Genomic DNA, 17,507 nt, shown 5'->3' on the forward strand with positions numbered 1-17,507 from the left:
CGCCGGCGCGAACGCTTGCAAGGAGACGCCATGGATTTCTTTGGTGCTCAGGCGCAGGCGCGCCGCCTGACGCTCCGCCTCATCGTCCTGCTCGTCATTGCGATCGTGGGCATGGTGGCGGCGGCAACGCTTGTCATCACCTTGGCGTTGGCGCTGTTCAATGAAAGTGCACCGCCCGGCACCGTAGCGAGCCCGCTCTTCGACCCGCTGCTGCTGGCAAGCGTGACGGTCGCCGTTGTCATGGTGGTGGGGCTTGGCAGCCTGGTGCGCCACCGCCAGCTGCGCGCCGGCGGCGGTGCCGTGGCCGAAGCGCTGGGCGGTCGCCTGGTCAATGCGACCAGCCAGAATGCCGACGAGCAGCGGCTGCTCAACGTGGTCGAGGAGATGGCGCTCGCCTCCGGTATGCCCGTGCCGGCCGTGTACGTGCTGGATGAACCGGCCATTAACGCCTTCGCTGCCGGCCACGCCGCCCACGACGCCGCCATCGGGGTTACCCGCGGGGCGCTGCAGCAGCTCGACCGAGACCAGCTGCAGGGCGTCATTGCCCATGAGTTCAGCCACATCCTGCATGGCGACATGCGTCTCAATATGCGGCTCGTGGCGCTGCTGCATGGCATCCTGCTGATCGGGCTAGCCGGCCGATTGCTGCTGCACGGGGCCTCGGGCAGCCGGCGCGTGCGTGCCGGCAACCGTCAGGGCAACGGCCATGTTGTCCTGCTGGGGGCTGGCCTTGCGCTCATGGCCATAGGGTTCATCGGTACGCTGTGCGGCAACTGGATCAAGGCCGCCGTGAGTCGCCAGCGCGAGTTCCTGGCCGATGCCAGCGCCGTCCAGTACACCCGTAATCCGGCCGGTATTGCCGGGGCGCTGAAGCAGCTGGCAGCGCACGCGGGCGGCTCGGAGCTGCGTGCCGCCCGGGCCTCGGAGTTCAGCCACTTCTACTTCGGCCGCGGCGTGAGGGGGCTGCGCGGTTTGACGGCTACGCATCCGCCGCTGGCGATGCGCATTCGGCGCATCGAGCCAGAGTGGGACGGCACGCTGCCGCCGCCCCAGCGCACCCCGGGTGACGAGGCGCCTGCGGGGCCTGCCACCCGGGACAGCAGGGCCGCAGGGCTGGCACCGCCCCGTGGCGCCACCGTTCCCGCTGCTACCAACGCTGAGCCGCTGCCCGAACGGCTGCGCGAACAAATAGGCCGGCTCGGCGAGGAGGACATCGGCCAGGCGCGGCAGGTGCTGGCGGCGCTCGATGCCCGACTGCTGGCAGCGGCCCACGACCCTTATGCCGCCCGGGCGCTGGTCTACGGCATCCTCATGGGCGTCGACCCGGCCAGCCGCGAGCGTCAGCGTCAGGCCCTGCTCGACCAGGCGCTGCCCGAGGTGTTAGCCGAGCTGGATCGTCTGGGCGCGGCGCTGGAGACGCTCGATGCGGGGCAGCGGCTGCCGCTGATCGAGCTGGCGCTGCCGGTGCTGCGCCAGCTCAGCACCACCCAGTACGCCCGCTTCCGTGCCTGCCTCGCTTCGCTGATGGCGCAGGAGCGCCAACCCGGGGCGCTGCCGTGGTCGTTGCATCGCCTGGTCATGGCGGGTATCGAAGGGCAGCGTGGCGCCCGTGTGCGCGGCGACCGGCTGGCCGATCAGGAGGCTGCCGTGGCCTGCCTGCTGTCGAGCCTGGCCGGCGCGGGCGACACCTCTCGCGAGCAGGCCCTGGCCGCCTATGGTGAGGCGGTGGCCGTGTTGCCCACGGCGCCGGCAATGCTGGAGCAGCCTGCCACGCCGGCAGAACTTGACCGCGCCCTGGCGGGCTGTCAGCGGCTGGCCGTGGAACAGCGGGCCCTATTGATCGAGGCCATGGGGCGCTGCGTCACCCACGACGGACGTGTGACCGCGGCAGAGGCGGAGCTGCTGCGCGCGGTGGCCTGGTCGCTGGGTTGCCCGCTGCCGCTGACCGCTGCCGGGCTGAGGCCTGCTGCAGGGTGGGCTGCAGCGAGGTAACAAGAAGGGCTAGGCAGCGCCCCTTGCAGCGCAGGCGCGGGTTTGCTGCAATAAGTGCCTACTGGGGCAATGTTTTGCGGCCACGTTTTGCAGCCACCCCTTGAGACACCACCGATGAATAGGGAGAAAGGCATGGCGAAAACCCCTGGATTCCGGCAGCGGTCGCGCTGACCCTATCACTGGGCCTGGCCGGCTGTGGCGACGCCGAGGAGCCGGCCGAGACCGCCCCTGCGGAGCAGAACGAGGCGCCCGCGGACGCGCCTCAGGTCGAGACCGAGCCCAGCGAGCCTGAAACGCCGCCGCCGGCGGATGAGGACGCCATGCCGCCGGCGGAGGGAACGCAGGCCGGCGGTGACCCGGCGCAGCCGGACGAGGTTGGCGCGGGGGACGACGCGGGTACGCTGGGCGGCTCGCCCGAGGCCACGCTGGACAACGGCGGGGCCTTGCCCGGCGAACCTACCCGCTCGGATATCGACGCAGTCCTCGAGGAGACGGAGCGGCGCTTCGAACAGGCGCAGCGCGAGATCGACGAGCAGTACGAGGAGGTCGAGCAGGAGGGAACGGCGCTGGAACCGATGGAGGAATCGACCGATTTTCGTTCCACGCTCGAGCCCATGCAGATCGGCGACCCGGGCACGACTTCTGCCATCGACGAAGAGGCTGAGCGTCGCGGTGAGGTGACCCAGTCCGATATCGATGCCCTGCTAGAGGAGACGGAGCGGCGCTTCGAAGAGGCGCAACGGCAGCTTGACGAGCAGTTCGAGGAAGCCGAACGCCGTGAGCCCCGCAGCGCGCCGCCATCGTTCGAGACGCAGTGAGCGCGGGGCGCTTGCGCTCGGCTCGGCTCAGCTAGCGCCGTTGCTCATCGTGCTTGGCTCTCGGTTGCTTGGTTCGCGGCCTCTTCGTTCTCGGTTACATGGGGCCGGTACAAGAGGCTGATTTAAGGACTTGCCAAACAATAAGGCCCACCTGACGGTGGGCCTTTCGTTCGGCGGGCCTGCTGGCAGGCCCGCCGAGGAGTGCGCCAGGCCGAGGCCTTAGTTGGCAACCCGGATGTTGGAGGCCTGAAGGCCTTTCTTGCCCTGGGTGACCTCGAAAGTGACTTTCTGGCCGTCCTGCAGGGTCTTGAAGCCGTCAGCCTGAATCTCGGAGAAGTGCGCGAACAGATCGTCTCCGCCGTCGTCCGGGGAGATGAAGCCGTAACCCTTGGTATCGTTGAACCACTTGACAGTGCCGGTTGCCATTGTCGAATTTCCTTGCTTACTGATTGATCATGCTGGGCACTCGGCCGTGCCGGGCCCGAAGTGCGTGGGCGAGTCAAGGTAAATGCGCTTCGGGTGTATCGATGGCTCGAAATCCAACAGGCGACTTTCACCTTGCTGTCCTACGCAGCGGTCGTTGCGACAGGTTGGCCCGGTGTTGTTTGATCGACCTTGCCTGCCATGTCGCCCGCTGTTCCACTGTAGATAGAAAAAATCGGAGCGTCCAGCAATCTTGGGCTGGCCCAAGGGGCGATGCAATGTTCTGCAGGCGCCCTCTCGCATAGAATTGCCGCTCGCCTCACTAGCCCCGCAGCCGGGAGTTTCCGATGTTTTTCGATGCTCAGTTCTGGCCCTTCGTGATCGCCATCACGCTGCTTTCGATGAGCCCGGGTGTGGATACGCTGCTGGTGATCCGCAACACGGCGAGAGGCGGGGTGCGCGACGGGGTGCTCACCAGCGTGGCGATCTGCTGCGGGCTGTTCGTGCATGCCACTGTCTCGGCGCTGGGTATCTCGCTGATCCTGATGCAGTCGGCCTGGGCCTTCCAACTGCTGAAGCTGATCGGGGCCGGCTACCTGGTGTGGCTGGGCATGACCAGCCTGCTGGCGGCCCGACGAGGCCAAGGGCTGCCGGTGGCGGCCATGGCGGCCAGGCGCGAGGCGCTGCCCGTCTGGCGCCCGATCCGCGAAGGGCTGCTCTCCAACGTGCTCAACCCCAAGACGGTGGTGTTCTACATGGCCTTCCTGCCGCAGTTCATCGCGCCCACCGACCCGGCGCTACTCAAGTCGCTGTGGCTGGCGGGGGTGCACTTCATAATCGCCAACCTGTGGCAGATCGCCATCGTCATGACCGTGGGCAGCGCCGGCCGCCTGCTCGGCAGCCGACGCTTCACGACTACCCTCAACGGCGCGACCGGCGCCGTGCTGGTCGCCTTTGGGCTCAAGCTGGCCTTCGAGCGCCAGCCTTAGCCGCACCGGTTGGCCGGCCTGTCTCGCCTCAGTTGCGCGCCAGCAGCAGGCCATCGTAGCGCACCGTGGTTTCGGCCGGGCTCAGCATCGACACGCCTTCGGAGCTGCCGCCGTTGGCGAGGCTCTCGAAGATGACGCGGTAGGAGAGCACGGCCTGCACGTAGTCACGCGTTTCGCGGAAGGGGATGGTTTCGACGAACAGATCGAACTCCTCAGGGGCCTCGCGCAGCCGGCGGTCGACCCGTCCGGGGCCGGCGTTGTAGGCGGCCGCCGCGGCCAGGCGATTGCCACGGTAGCGGGCGATCATGTCGCGAATGTAGACGCTGCCGAAGCGGATATTGAGCTCGGGGTCGAGGATGCCGTAGGGTCCCGGGTCGCTGACGCCCAGCTGGCGGCTGAGCTGGGTAGCGGTGCCGGGCATGATCTGCATCAGCCCGCGGGCGCCGGCCGGCGACAGTGCCACCGGGTTGTAGGCGCTTTCGCGGCGGGCGATGCCCATCAGCAGGAAGGGGTCGACGCCGGTATGGTTGCCCCAATACAGGAAGTGCTCGCGATAGGCTTCGGGGAAGCGCCAGTCGAGTGCGTCCCACATGCCTGCGGTAATGGTGGTCTGCACCAGACGTGCATGCCAGCCGCGGCGCTGGGCGTAATCGGCCAGTGCCCTAGCTTCGCGCGGGGTGGCGGTGGCCACGGCGTTCAGCCATTCGCTGTTGGCCAGCCCCTCCTCGCCGATGCGCATCAGGGCTTCGGTGCGCAGCACCGCCGGCCAGCGGGCGACTTCTTCGCGGTAGTGTTCGTCGAAGCCGCTGCGCTCCAGGTTCAGCGAGTAGGAGCGACCAATGCGGTCGGCGGCGGCGAAGCCGAAGAAGTTGCGGCCCTGAGCGGCCAGGGCGTAGGCAACATCGGCACGCTGCTGGTCGCCCAGCTGCTCGTGGGCGCGGGCCTTCCAGTACTGCCAGCGGCTTTCGCTCAGGCTCTCCTCGGGCATCATTTCCAGCCAGCGCAGCGCGTCGGCCCAGTCGCGTCCCGCCAGGGCGTGGCGGACGCGTAGCTCCAGCACGCGCGGCGTGGCGATGCGCGGCAGGGCGTCATCGACCCAGCCGCGGTTGTTGGCCACATTGCGTACCAGCGAATAGAAGATCAGGTCCTCCTCGATGGCGTGACGGTACGCCTCCTCGATCGGCAGGTGCGGGGCGATCTTGCGCCAGGCCTCGAAGGCCGCCTCGGTGTCGGCGCGGGTAAAGCCGTGCATGGCGGCGGCGAACAGCGGGCCGCTGCCACGGCACTCGGGGCCGAGGCAGGTAGGTACCTGGGTGACCGCGGCATAGCTGCTCTGCAGGCGCGCCTTGGCGTCACGCGCTTCCTGCCAGCGGCTGCCCAGTTGGCGGCCGAGGAAGCTCGACAGGCTGCTTTCCCCCTGCTGCCAGGCCAGCATCTTGCGCTCCCAGACGTCGAATTCGCTGATCTCGCCGCTGGCCCTGAGTCGCTCGAAGAGCGTATTGCAGGCCGAAGGCTGCGACTGTCCCACGCGCCACAGCTTGCGCCCGGCTTCGGCGGCCGCCTGGGGGCACTGCCCAGCAGCGCCGTATAGTAGTGGCACTGGCGCTCGGCGCCGCTGGGCTCGCCGTCGGCCACGGCCAGCACGCTGGCGTAGCGACCGGCCTCGCCGTAGCGGCTGATCGCCTGGCCGCGTATCCACTCCGCCAGCGGCGCGTCCCGGTGGCGCTCGATGAAGTCGAGCACCTGGGCCGGTTCGGCCTGGGGCAGGCGGTTGCGCAGGCGGTGATATTCCACGTAGCCGGCCAGCACATGGCCCTCGATGGCGCGCTCGTCAACCCGCTCCCATTGCTGGTTGCGGGCGGCTGCGAGCGCGTCGCGCAGCGCGCTGTCGCTGGGCTGAGCCTGGGCGAGGACGGGCAGGCTGAGTGCTGCGGCGGCGAGCCAGGTGGCGGTGCGGCGAACCGGGTGGCGGTAACGCATGATGACGGCCTCCGGAAGGCGATGGTGTTTCTCAGGGATGGGATTTCATTGGAGCATATTTGAGTGGGTCGCGGGCAGGGGGTTCCGCTGCCTTTCGTGGGGAGATAAGAAAGTTTGGCGCCTTGTCTTGCCGACGGCGGCAGGCTAGTCTGAGCGCACAATTCAAACACTTGTTAGAATGCCGCGGAGGCTCCCTGTGACACACCAGAAAAGCACTGGCCCCAACGCCGGTGAGGGGCATTCCCCGAGGCCTGGCGCCAGGCGCTATCGCGCTTTGTCACGATCATTCCCCACACCCGCGAGCTTGGGCTGGAAGTGCTTTCGGTGGCGCCGCCGGAGGTACGTATGCGGCTGCCGTGGCGTGACGAGCTGCTGGGCGATACCACGCGGGGGCTAGTGCATGGCGGGGTGCTGACCATGCTGCTGGACACGGTGTGCGGGTCGGCGGTCCTGTGCGGCCTTCCGGCACCCGAGGTGTGCCCCACGCTGGACCTGCGCATTGACCACTATCGGCCGGCGCTGGCGGGGCGGCCGCTGCTGGCCGGCGCGCGGGTGCTGCGCGTGACCGAAAGCGTCGTCTTCACCGAAGGCACGGTGTGGCAGGAGCCCGAGCGCCCCATAGCGCGCGGCATCGGCAACTTCGTGCGCCTGGACGCCCACAGCACGCCGCCGGGCTTTGCCGAGGCACTGTTCAGTGAGGCCGATCATGCTTGAAGATTTCCACGACGTGGCCTGGCTGGCCAAGACGCGAGCCGAAGGCGACGTCAACGCCTGGTTGGCGCGGCTTCCCTATGCCCGCCATATCGGCATCGACGCCATCCCCGACCCGGACGGTGAGGGCGTGCTGTATCGCCTGGCGCCGGCGCCGCACAACATCGGCAACGTGCTGCTTCCGGCGCTGCATGGGGAGTCGTCGCTGCCTTCATGGAAACCGCCGGTTCGCTGGACCTGATGCTGGCAACGCGCGAACCGCGGCTGCCGCGCATCATCGACTTCTCCATCGACTACCTGCGCACGGCGAGAGTGGTCGATACCTATGCCCGCTGCCGGCTTCTGCGCGAGGGCCGGCGCATGGCCAACGTGCAGGTGGAGGCCTGGCAGGGCGCCGAAACCGAACCGGTGGCGACGGCGCGCCTGCACTTTGCGCTGGGAGAGCCGGAAGGGCAGAGCGCTTGAAAATGGCGCAGGCAGCCCCATATCGCTGAACAGTTCTGCGTTGGGCGGTGCCGAGTGCGCCGCCACTGGTTCAGCCATGAGGTAAAAGGTCCATGTCCACTGCCACCCAAGCGGAAACTCTCGGCTTTCAGACCGAGGTCAAGCAGCTGCTGCACCTGATGATTCACTCCCTGTATTCCAATCGGGAGATTTTCCTGCGCGAGTTGATTTCCAATGCCGCCGACGCCTGCGACAAGCTGCGCTACGCGGCGCTGGACAACGATGCGCTTTACGAGGGCGACAGCGAGCTGCGCATCGAGATCGAGCATGACGCCAAGGCCGGCACGGTCACCGTGCGCGACAATGGCATCGGCATGAACCGTGACGAGGTGATCCAGAACCTCGGCACCATCGCCCGCAGCGGCACCGCCGAGTTCCTCAAGCAGCTCTCCGGCGAGCAGCAGAAGGATGCGCGGCTGATTGGCCAGTTCGGGGTCGGTTTCTACTCCGGCTTCATCGTTGCCGACGAGGTGACCGTGCGTACCCGCAAGGCGGGCAGCGACAAGGCCGAGGGCGTCGAGTGGCGCTCCAGGGGCGAGGGCGAGTTCAGCGTGGCCGACCTCGAGCGCGAGGTGCACGGCACAGAGATCGTCCTGCACCTGAAGCAGGACGCCACGGAGTTCGCCGATGAGTACCGCCTGAAGAGCTTGGTGCGCAAGTACTCCGACCATATCGAAGTGCCGGTGCGCATGCCGCGCAGGGAAGCGGCCAAGGATGAGGAAGGCAAGGCGATCGAAGGCAGCGAGGTCACCACCTGGGAGAACGTCAACGAGGCCACGGCGCTGTGGTCGCGCCCCAAGGGTGAGATCTCCGACGACGAGTACCAGGCGTTCTACAAGCACGTCGCCCACGATTTCTCCGACCCGCTGACCTGGAGCCACAACAAGGTCGAGGGCAAGCTGGAGTACACCAGCCTGCTCTACGTGCCGGGGCGTGCGCCGTTCGATCTCTACGAGCGCGACGGGGCGCGCGGCGTGAAGCTCTACGTGCAGCGCGTCTTCATCATGGACGACGCCGAGCAGTTCCTGCCGCTCTACCTGCGCTTCATCAAGGGCGTGCTCGACACCCGCGAGCTATCGCTCAACGTCTCCCGCGAACTGCTGCAGCAGGATCCGAAGGTCGAGAAGATCAAGAGCGCGCTGACCAAGCGGGCGCTGGACATGCTGACCAAGCTGGCCAGGGACAAGGAGGCTTACCAGACCTTCTGGAACACCTTCGGCAGCGTGCTGAAGGAGGGCCCGGCGGAGGACTTCGCCAACCGCGAGAAGATTGCCGGCCTGCTGCGCTTCTCCACCACCCATACCGACAGCACGACCCAGGACCAGTCGCTGGCCGACTATGTGTCGCGCATGAAGGAAGGGCAGGAGAAGATCTACTACATTGTCGCCGACGGCTTCAATGCGGCCAAGTCGAGCCCGCACCTGGAGATCTTCCGCAAGAAGGGCATCGAGGTCCTGCTGCTGCATGACCGCATCGACGAGTGGCTGATGAGCCACCTGCACGATTTCGATGGCAAAGGCTTCGTCGACGTGGCCAAGGGTGAGCTCGATCTGGGAACCATCGAGGGCGAAGAAGAGAAGAAGGCCCAGGAAGAGACCGCCAAGGCCAAGGAGGGACTGGTCAAGCGCGTCAAAGAGGCGCTGGGCGACGCTGTGCAGGAGGTCAAGGTGACCCACCGGCTGACCGACTCCCCGGCCTGCGTGGTGCTGCCCGAGCACGAGATGGGTTTCCAGATGCGCCGCATCATGGAGGCGGCGGGACAGAAGGTTCCGGAGGTCAAGCCGATCCTCGAGCTCAACCCCGAGCACGCGCTAGTGGCGCGCCTGGAAGACGCCGAAGGCGAGCGCTTCGAGGCGCTGGCGCTGGTGCTGCTCGACCAGGCGATCATCGCCGAGGGCGGCCATCTCGACGACCCGGCGGCCTACGTGCGGCGCCTCAATTCGCTGCTGACGGCCTGAATCGATGCGGCGCCACCGCGCGCCGCTGTCCCCTGGAGGCCGCCCGCGGGCGGCCTTCGGCGTGTCTGCTCCTGTACCGCCGTGCTTCACCTTGACGTCAACGTCACCTAATGATTTTTTCCTTTTTTCAATGAGATAAGCCGGGCTTTTTGATGGCTTGCACAACGCGTTTTGCAGTTGTGCAATGCGGCACGCTCAGGTAAGAATAGCCGGATTGCCTATAGAAAATATCAATAACCATATTAGGGAGATCCAACGTGAAGATTGGTGCACCCAAGGAGCTCGCCCAGGGGAAGCGCGTGTTGCGCTGACGCCTGATAGTGCGCAGTTCATCCAGAAGCTTGGACACGAATGTCTTGTCGAATCCGGCGCCGGCGCGGCGGCCGGGTTCGATGACGACGCCTATCGCAATGCCGGGGTGACGGTGGTCGACGGCGCGGATGCGCTGTGGCAGGCCGCCGAAATCGTGATCAAGGTGCGCGAGCCGAACGAGGCGGAAGCCGATCGGCTGCGCGAGGGCCAGACCCTGATCAGCTTCTTCTGGCCGGCTCAGAACGACGCGCTGCTGGAGCGCTGCCGGGCCAAGGGCGCGACCGTGGTGGCCATGGACATGGTGCCGCGGATCTCGCGGGCGCAGAAGATGGACGCGCTATCGTCGATGGCCAATATCGCCGGCTACCGGGCGGTGATCGAGGCGGGCAACCACTTCGGACGCTTCTTCACCGGCCAGGTCACTGCGGCGGGCAAGGTGCCGCCGGCCAAGGTGCTGGTGATCGGCGCGGGCGTGGCCGGCCTTGCCGCCATCGGCACGGCGACCAGTCTCGGTGCCGTGGTACGCGCCTTCGACGTGCGTCCCGAGGTAGCCGAGCAGATCGAGTCGATGGGCGCCGAGTTCCTGTTCCTCGACTTCGAGGAGGCCCAGGACGGCTCCGGTACCGGTGGCTACGCCGCACCCTCGAGCCCCGAGTTCCGCGAGAAGCAGCTGGCGCTGTTCCGCGAGCAGGCCCCGAGGTCGACATCGTCATCACCACCGCGCTGATCCCGGGCCGCCCGGCGCCCAAGCTGTGGCTCGAGGAGATGGTCAAGGCGATGAAGCCGGGGTCGGTGATCGTCGACCTGGCCGCCGAGAAGGGCGGCAACTGCGATCTCACCGTGCCGAACGAGAAGGTGGTCACCGACAACGGCGTGACCGTTGTCGGTTACACCGACTTCCCGTCGCGCATGGCGACCCAGTCGTCGCTGCTCTACGCCACCAACATTCGCCACATGCTCACCGATCTGACGCCGGCGAAGGACGGCGCGATCGTGCACGACATGGAAGACGACGTGATTCGCGGGGCCACCGTGACGCACCAGGGCGAGATCACCTTCCCGCCGCCGCCGCCCAAGGTGAAGGCCATTGCCGCGGCCAAGCCCAAGGAGAAGGTCAAGGAGCCGACGCCTGAGGAGAAGCGTGCCGCCGAGCATGCCGCCTTCAAGGCCCAGACCAAGCGCCAGGTGACCCTGCTCGGGGTCGGCGGTGCGCTGATGCTGCTGCTGGGCCAGATCGCCCCGGCCTCGTTCATGCAGCACTTCATTGTCTTCGTGCTGGCCTGCTTCGTCGGCTTCCAGGTGATCTGGAACGTCAGCCACTCGCTGCATACACCGTTGATGGCGGTGACCAATGCCATCTCCGGCATCATCATCCTGGGGGCCGTGCTGCAGATCGGTTCAGGTAACTGGCTCGTCGTGCTGTTGGCGGCAGTGTCGGTGCTGATCGCCACCATCAACATCGTGGGGGGCTTCCTGGTCACCCGCCGCATGTTGGCCATGTTCCAGAAATCCTGAGCGCCGGAGACAAGTCATGTTGGCACAAGGTTTTGTATCGGCCGCGGCTATCGCGGCAAGTGTCCTCTTCGTGCTCTCCCTAGGCGGGCTGAGCAATCAGGAGAAGGCCAAGCGGGCGGTGTGGTATGGCATCGTCGGTATGGGCGTGGCGGTGCTGTTCACCGCCCTGGGCCCGGGGATCGGCCACTACTGGCTGATGATCCCGATGATCGCAATCGGTTCGGTGATCGGCTGGTACGTAGCCAAGCGGGTGGCCATGACCGAGATGCCGCAGCTGGTGGCGGCGCTGCACAGCTTCGTCGGCCTGGCCGCGGTGTTCGTGGCCTGGAACGCCGATCTCGAGCGTCGCCGCGTGATGGCCGCCCAGGCGCTTGGTGCGGGGTACCAGGAGTTTTCCGCCTTTGCCGCCCTGGTGGCGACCAAGGCCCCCGACGAGCTGATGTTCCTGCAGATCGAGGTGGTGTTCGCCATCTTCATCGGCGCGGTGACCTTCACCGGCTCGGTGATCGCCTTCGGCAAGCTGGCGGGCAAGGTCGACGGCAAGCCGCAGCAGCTGCCCGGTGGGCACATGCTCAACGCCGGTGCCGCGGCGCTGTCGCTGCTGCTGGCCATTCTCTATCTCAACGGGGCGGGCTTCTGGACGCTGCTGCTGCTGGCGGTGCTGTCGTTCTTCATCGGCTGGCACCTGATCATGGGCATCGGTGGCGCCGACATGCCGGTGGTGGTGTCGATGCTCAACAGCTACTCCGGCTGGGCGGCGGCGGCGATCGGCTTCACCCTCTCCAATGACCTGCTGATCGTCACCGGCGCGCTGGTCGGCTCCTCGGGGGCGATTCTCTCCTACATCATGTGTCGGGCGATGAACCGCAACTTCGTCAGCGTCATCCTGGGCGGTTTCGGCGGCACCCAGGGCCGGCCGCCGAGATCGAGGGCGAGCAGGTGGCGATCGATGCCGCCGGCGTGGCGAGCACGCTGAACAACGCCGACAGCGTGATCATCGTGCCGGGCTACGGCATGGCGGTAGCCCAAGCCCAGAACGCCGTCAGCGAGCTGGTGCGCAAGCTGCGCTCGGCCGGCAAGGAAGTACGCTTCGCCATCCACCCGGTGGCCGGGCGTTTGCCGGGACACATGAACGTGCTGCTGGCCGAGGCGCGGGTGCCCTACGACATCGTGCTGGAGATGGACGAGATCAACGATGACTTCCCTAAGACCGACGTGGTGATCGTCATCGGCTCCAACGACATCGTCAACCCGGCGGCCCAGGACGACCCCAACAGCCCCATCGCCGGCATGCCGGTGCTCGAGGTGTGGAAGTCCAGCGTGGTGTTCGTGTGCAAGCGGGGCCAGGGTACCGGCTACTCCGGCATCGAGAACCCGCTGTTCTACAAGGAGAACACGCGGATGTTCTACGGTGACGCCCGAGAGAGCATCGACTCCCTGCTGTCGCTGATCGACTGAGGCGCTCGCGAGACCCTGACCTCGCGCCGAGCGTTGGTGTGAATGCCCCCGCAAGGGGCATTCTTCGTTACACTCAGGGCAATTTCTTCCGTTTCATGACCGATTTCGCGGGGCAGACATGGCAGACGAACCCATGCGGGTAGCAGTTCTAGGGGGCGGCAGCTTCGGTACCGCGCTGGCGAGCATCGCCGCCGACAATGGCAACAGGGTATGCCAGTGGTTGCGCGACCCCGAGCTGGCTGCCCAGATCAACTGCGAGCATCGCAATTCGCGCTACCTGCCGGACTACGCCATCAACCCGGCGGTGCGCGCCTCCAGCGACATGGGTGAAGTGCTCGAGGGCGCCGAGCTGGTGCTGGTGGCGATTCCCTCCCAGGCCTTTCGTGACGTGGTGCGCCAGGCGCGGCCATGGCTCAATGCCGACCAGATCCTGGTCAGTACCACCAAGGGCATCCAGGAGGAAGGCTTCAAGCTAATGAGCCAGATCCTCGAGGAGGAGACCGGCTTTGCCCACATCGGCGTGATTTCCGGCCCGAACCTGGCCACCGAGATCGCGCAGAAGCAGCTCACCGCCACCGTGGTGGCCAGCGACGATGCGCTGACCCGCACCCGCGTGCAGCAGGCGCTGAGCTGCGACTACTTCCGGGTCTATGCCAGCAACGACCGCTACGGCGTCGAGCTCGGCGGTGCGCTGAAGAACATCTATGCCATCGCCGCCGGCATGGCGGCGGCGCTGGGCATGGGTGAGAACACCCGCAGCATGCTCATGACCCGGGCGCTGGCCGAAATGGGTCGCTTCGCCGTGAGCCTGGGCGCCAACCCCATGACCTTCCTTGGTCTTGCCGGGGTGGGCGACCTGATCGTGACCTGCTCCTCGCAGCTCTCGCGCAACTATCGCGTGGGCTATGCCCTGGGCCAGGGCAAGAACCTTGACGAGGCAGTAGCGGCCCTGGGCCAGGTCGCCGAGGGGTCAACACCGTGCGCCTGGTGCGCGACAAGGCGCGGGCGGACGGCGTCTACATGCCGCTGGCCGAAGGGCTCTATCAGGTGCTGTTCGAAGAGGTACCGGCGCGTGAAATGGCGCGCATGCTGATGCGCGGCGAGCAGAGCAGCGACGTGGAGTTCGTGCTGCCGCGGGAAGCCGTGCAGCAGGCGCACCGGCGCGTCGAGGCGGGCGAGGCCAAGCCATGATGCGGCTGTTCGTGATGCGCCACGGCGATGCCGGGCCGGGTTATCCCGACCGTGCCCGCGAGCTGAGCGAGCGCGGCCATGCCGAGGCGCAGCGCATGGCCGCCTGGCTGGCACGGGAGCTGCCGGGCGGGGCGCGACTGTACACCAGCCCCTACCTGCGTGCGCGGCAGACCGCGGCGCACCTGGCCGCCGAGCTGGGCGTCGAGCCCGAGTTGCTGCCGATCATCACGCCCGACGACCCGCCCCAGGCGGTCTGCGGCTGGCTGCTGGAAGGCCAGGCGGTGCTGCCGCGGATCCTGGTCAGCCATATGCCGCTGGTCGGGGCGTTGACCGGGCTGTTGAGCGAAGGGCGCGCCGAACGTGGTCTGGGCTTTCCCACCGCCGGTGTGGCCGAGCTGGAAGGCGAGGTGTGGGCCGCAGGCTGCGCGCGCCTGCTACGCTTCATGACACCTACCGACATTCGCTGAAAGGGACGTCACCATGCGCTTCATCGTCAATAATCGCGTCGCGGTCCTGCCGGGCTACGAGGAGGACTTCGAGGCGCGCTTTCGCGCCCGTGCCGGGGAAATCGACAAGCAGCCGGGCTTCGTCGCCATGCGCGTGCTGCGCCCGCTGGGCAACCAGGCGCCTTATGTCGTGGAAACCGAGTGGGAGAGCCAGGAGGCCTTTCGCGCCTGGGTCGGCAGCGATGACTTCAAGCGTGCCCACGCCAACCCCATGCCCAAGGAGGCGGTTGGCGAGGGCGGCGGCCTGGAGCAGTTCGAGGTAATTATCCGCACCGACCACTAAGCCGTTTCCTAGATCCAGCCGGCCACCTTCAGGGTGAATACCCCGAGGGTGATGGTCAGGCTGGCCATCAGGGTGGTCAGCGCGATGATGTTGGCAGACAGCGCGGCGTTGCCGCCCATCGCCTTCACCATCACGAAGCTGGCGGCCGCCGTGGGGCTGGCGAAGAACAGGAACAGCACGCCCAGCTCGCGCCCCTGGAAGCCGACCAGCCAGGCCGCCAGAGTGGCCGCCAGCGGCAGCGTAACCATCTTCATCAGGCTGGCGCCTGTGGCCAGCCGCCCGGACTCCAGGATTGAACCCAGCGACAGGGTGGCGCCGATGCAGATCAGCGCCAGCGGCAGGGTCAGCGAGGCGAAGTACTCGCCCGAGGTCATCAGCCAACCCGGCAGGCGCAGCTCCAAGGCGGCTACCGGCACCGCGGCGACCACCGATAGGATCAGCGGGTTGCGCACGATATGGTGGATGATGCTGCGCCAGTCGGCGCTCTTGCCCTCCTGGTAGGTGGCTAGGGCGATCACCGAAAAGGCGTTATAGGTGAGGATCACCACACCCAGCAGCAGCCCCCGGCGGAGAGCCCGTAGTCACCGTACATGCCGGCAGCCAGGGCCAGGCCGACGATGCCGCAGTTGCCGCGAAAGGCGCCCTGCACATAGACGCCGCGGTCGACGTAGGGCACACGCAGGATGGCCCAGCCCCAGGCCAGCAGGAAGCTGCCCAAGGTGGCCAGTGCGAAGAAGCCGAGCAGGGCGGGGTTGAGCGTCGCGTCAAGGTCGGCCTTGATAATGCTGAGGAAGATCAGCGTCGGCATGGTGGCCTTGAACACCAGGCTCGAGGCGGTGGCAATGAAGGCCTGGTCGATCCAGCCCAGTCGCTTGAGGCCCAGGCCGATGAAGACCATGGCGAATACCGGCAGGGTGACTTCCAGCGTGGCAAGAAAGAGCGCGGAGAGACTCATGTCAGCGAGCCAGCCACAGGCCGACGATAAGGGCGGCGATCACGGTAATGAAGAACACACGATTGCGCACGCGGGTATCGCGCCGGGGTTTGGGGGGACGTGACATGCAAGAGCTCCAGGGCAGGGCGGTGAACATTGGGTCGGAGGTCGACTTGGCGCGATAGAGTAAACCCGTTAGCCTGCTATCGCCACCGGCGATAGCCTCGTCTCATTCTGGAATCCTGAACATGAACGAACACGCCTGTTCCGGGCGGCCACGCCTGGTCTTCGCTCACGCCAACGGCTTTCCCGGCATGAGCTATCGTAGCCTGCTGACCCCGCTGCGGGCGCGCTTCGACATCCATCCGGTGGACCGGCTGGGGCACCATCCGAGCTACCCGGTGGGGCCCAACTGGCTGGCCCTGCGCGATGAACTGCTTGAGCATGTGATGGATGAAAGCGGCCCGGTCATCGGCGTCGGCCACTCCATGGGCGGTGTGCTGATGGCGATGGCCGCCGAGCAGGCCCCCGAGCGGTTCCGCTGTGTGGTGATGCTCGATCCGCCGCTGATGCTGGGGCTGGATGCCTGGAGCATGAAGCTGGCCAAGCGCTTCGGCTTCGTCGACCGCGTGACGCCCGCGGGCAAGTCGAAGGGGCGCCGCACCGCCTGGCCCACCCGCGACGCCATGGCCAACCACCTGCGCCGCCGCAGCCTGTTCCGGCGCTTCACGCCCGAGGCGCTGCAGGACTACGTGGAGGGCGGCACGCGGCTGCGCGACGACGGCGCCGCCGAGCTGGTCTATGACGCGGCGATCGAGACCGAAATCTTCCGCCACCTGCCCGATCATCTCACCCGGCTGCCGCGGCGGCTGCAGGTACCCTTCGGCCTGCTGGCGGGCAGCGAGTCGGACCTGATCACGCCCAAGCGACGGCGGCGGCTCGAGCGCCACGGCATTGCCGTGCGCTTGGTGCCGGGTACCCATATGTTTCCCATGGAGCACCCGGACGAGACCCGCAGCGCCCTGCTGACCATCCTCGACGACCTGCTAGGAGCCTCACGATGACGGCACCGCAAGCGCTACGCCTGGCCCAGGGCGGCTAGCCGGCCTGGCCTGGGGCGACCGGGAGGCGCCGACCTGGCTGGCGCTGCACGGCTGGCTCGACAACGCGGCGAGCTTCACGCGCCTGGCGCCGCTGCTGGTCGAGCGCCTTGGTGTTCGCATCGTCGCGCTGGACTTCGCCGGCCATGGCCATTCCGAGCATCGTGAAGGCGACTATGCCCTGTGGGACTATTGCCACGATCTGCTCGATGCCGCCGACTCCCTGGGGCTTGAGCGGCTCTCGCTGCTGGCCCATTCGATGGGTGCCGGGGTGGCTTGCCTGACCGCCGCGGCGCTGCCCGAGCGGGTCGAGCGGCTGATGCTGATCGACGGCCTGGGGTCCGTCACCACACCGGCCGAGGGCTGTGCCAGCCAGCTGCGCAAGGGGCTGGAAGCGGCCAGGCGCCCGCGCTCGGCGGCGCCGCGCTATCCTGATGCAAGAACGGCTGTCGCAGCGCGAGTGGCCGGAGGCGTGACGCCGATCGATGCCGAAACCGCGACGCCGCTGGTCGAGCGCAACCTGGCGCGGGATGGCGAGGGGCATGTGCGCCTGCGTACCGATGGCCGGCTGCTGTGGCCCTCGCCGGTACGGCTTTGCCCCGAGCAGACCCTGGCCCTGCTCGGCGCGATCCCGGCGCCGGTTTTGCTGATCGAAGGAGAAACGGGCATCCTCGGCGAGCGGGAGCCGGCCAGGGCCGCCCGAGCGGCGGTGCCGCGGCTGACACGGAAGGTGCTGGCCGGCGGGCATCACCTGCACCTGGAGCCCGCCCATGCGCCGGCCGTGGCCGAGGCCGTGGCGGCCTGGCTGGCGCGATAGCCAAGCGCATGACGAC

General features: G+C 67.2%; 13 protein-coding genes and 5 pseudogenes. 15 read left to right on the top strand and 3 right to left on the bottom strand.

What is annotated here, in order from left to right:
- Positions 1 to 30 precede the first annotated feature (30 nt).
- Positions 31 to 1,992: a M48 family metalloprotease gene (locus ACUDAL_RS03325; RefSeq protein WP_444677140.1), complete on the top strand. Its 1,962-nt coding sequence runs from the start codon at positions 31 to 33 to the stop codon at positions 1,990 to 1,992.
- A 320-nt stretch (positions 1,993 to 2,312) separates the two neighbouring features.
- The gene (locus ACUDAL_RS03330) at positions 2,313 to 2,810 is read left to right on the top strand and encodes a hypothetical protein (RefSeq protein WP_444677141.1); all 498 of its coding nucleotides are present in this window, start codon (positions 2,313 to 2,315) and stop codon (positions 2,808 to 2,810) included.
- A 219-nt stretch (positions 2,811 to 3,029) separates the two neighbouring features.
- Here the strand turns inward: ACUDAL_RS03330 and ACUDAL_RS03335 are convergent, their stop codons facing one another.
- Positions 3,030 to 3,236: a cold-shock protein gene (locus ACUDAL_RS03335; protein WP_238977855.1), complete on the bottom strand. Its 207-nt coding sequence runs from the start codon at positions 3,234 to 3,236 to the stop codon at positions 3,030 to 3,032.
- A gap of 344 nt (positions 3,237 to 3,580) precedes the next feature.
- Here ACUDAL_RS03335 and ACUDAL_RS03340 point away from each other — a divergent pair, with 344 nt between their 5' ends.
- A complete protein-coding gene (locus ACUDAL_RS03340; RefSeq protein WP_444677142.1) occupies positions 3,581 to 4,222 on the top strand; it encodes a LysE family translocator in 642 nt (213 codons plus the stop codon).
- 28 nt (positions 4,223 to 4,250) lie between these two features.
- On the opposite strand, the pseudogene ACUDAL_RS03345 reads toward ACUDAL_RS03340, so the two are convergent.
- A pseudogene (locus ACUDAL_RS03345) lies at positions 4,251 to 5,929 on the bottom strand (transglycosylase SLT domain-containing protein).
- Here ACUDAL_RS03345 and ACUDAL_RS03350 point away from each other — a divergent pair.
- From ACUDAL_RS03350 to ACUDAL_RS03395, 10 genes and pseudogenes are all read left to right on the top strand, one after another.
- Positions 5,816 to 6,265, top strand: coding sequence for a hypothetical protein (locus ACUDAL_RS03350; RefSeq protein ID WP_444679440.1), 450 nt, complete (start codon positions 5,816 to 5,818; stop codon positions 6,263 to 6,265). The pseudogene ACUDAL_RS03345 and the gene ACUDAL_RS03350 sit on opposite strands and share 114 nt — an antisense overlap.
- A 246-nt stretch (positions 6,266 to 6,511) precedes the next feature.
- The gene (locus ACUDAL_RS03355; protein ID WP_444679297.1) at positions 6,512 to 6,916 is read left to right on the top strand and encodes a PaaI family thioesterase; all 405 of its coding nucleotides are present in this window, start codon (positions 6,512 to 6,514) and stop codon (positions 6,914 to 6,916) included.
- The gene (locus ACUDAL_RS03360; RefSeq protein WP_444677143.1) at positions 6,909 to 7,154 is read left to right on the top strand and encodes a hypothetical protein; all 246 of its coding nucleotides are present in this window, start codon (positions 6,909 to 6,911) and stop codon (positions 7,152 to 7,154) included. Before ACUDAL_RS03355 ends, ACUDAL_RS03360 begins: the two co-directional genes overlap by 8 nt.
- Positions 7,127 to 7,378 (top strand): PaaI family thioesterase, encoded by a 252-nt coding sequence (locus tag ACUDAL_RS03365; protein WP_444677144.1) that lies wholly within the window; start codon positions 7,127 to 7,129, stop codon positions 7,376 to 7,378. The genes ACUDAL_RS03360 and ACUDAL_RS03365 overlap by 28 nt, the downstream gene beginning before the upstream one ends.
- A 92-nt stretch (positions 7,379 to 7,470) precedes the next feature.
- Positions 7,471 to 9,375 (top strand): molecular chaperone HtpG, encoded by a 1,905-nt coding sequence (gene htpG / locus ACUDAL_RS03370; RefSeq protein ID WP_444677145.1) that lies wholly within the window; start codon positions 7,471 to 7,473, stop codon positions 9,373 to 9,375.
- A 257-nt stretch (positions 9,376 to 9,632) separates the two neighbouring features.
- Positions 9,633 to 11,202: pseudogene (locus ACUDAL_RS03375) on the top strand (Re/Si-specific NAD(P)(+) transhydrogenase subunit alpha).
- 16 nt (positions 11,203 to 11,218) lie between these two features.
- Positions 11,219 to 12,660: pseudogene (locus tag ACUDAL_RS03380) on the top strand (NAD(P)(+) transhydrogenase (Re/Si-specific) subunit beta).
- Positions 12,661 to 12,778: 118 nt separating this feature from the next.
- Positions 12,779 to 13,851: pseudogene (locus ACUDAL_RS03385) on the top strand (NAD(P)H-dependent glycerol-3-phosphate dehydrogenase).
- Positions 13,848 to 14,318 carry a phosphohistidine phosphatase SixA gene (gene sixA, locus ACUDAL_RS03390; RefSeq protein WP_444677146.1) on the top strand — a complete coding sequence of 157 codons (471 nt, stop codon included), beginning with the start codon at positions 13,848 to 13,850 and terminating at the stop codon, positions 14,316 to 14,318. Before ACUDAL_RS03385 ends, sixA begins: the two are co-directional and overlap by 4 nt.
- 13 nt (positions 14,319 to 14,331) lie before the next feature.
- Positions 14,332 to 14,640, top strand: coding sequence for an antibiotic biosynthesis monooxygenase family protein (locus tag ACUDAL_RS03395; RefSeq protein ID WP_444677147.1), 309 nt, complete (start codon positions 14,332 to 14,334; stop codon positions 14,638 to 14,640).
- 8 nt (positions 14,641 to 14,648) lie between these two features.
- Here ACUDAL_RS03395 and ACUDAL_RS03400 read toward each other — a convergent pair.
- A pseudogene (locus tag ACUDAL_RS03400) lies at positions 14,649 to 15,595 on the bottom strand (AEC family transporter).
- 227 nt (positions 15,596 to 15,822) lie between these two features.
- Here ACUDAL_RS03400 and ACUDAL_RS03405 point away from each other — a divergent pair.
- Positions 15,823 to 16,638 carry an alpha/beta fold hydrolase gene (locus ACUDAL_RS03405; RefSeq protein ID WP_444677148.1) on the top strand — a complete coding sequence of 272 codons (816 nt, stop codon included), beginning with the start codon at positions 15,823 to 15,825 and terminating at the stop codon, positions 16,636 to 16,638.
- Between the two features lie 133 nt (positions 16,639 to 16,771).
- Positions 16,772 to 17,491 carry an alpha/beta hydrolase gene (locus ACUDAL_RS03410; RefSeq protein WP_444679298.1) on the top strand — a complete coding sequence of 240 codons (720 nt, stop codon included), beginning with the start codon at positions 16,772 to 16,774 and terminating at the stop codon, positions 17,489 to 17,491.
- Positions 17,492 to 17,507 lie beyond the last annotated feature (16 nt).

The organism is Halomonas sp. E19 (assembly GCF_052439355.1).
Taxonomy (GTDB): Bacteria; Pseudomonadota; Gammaproteobacteria; order Pseudomonadales; family Halomonadaceae; genus Halomonas.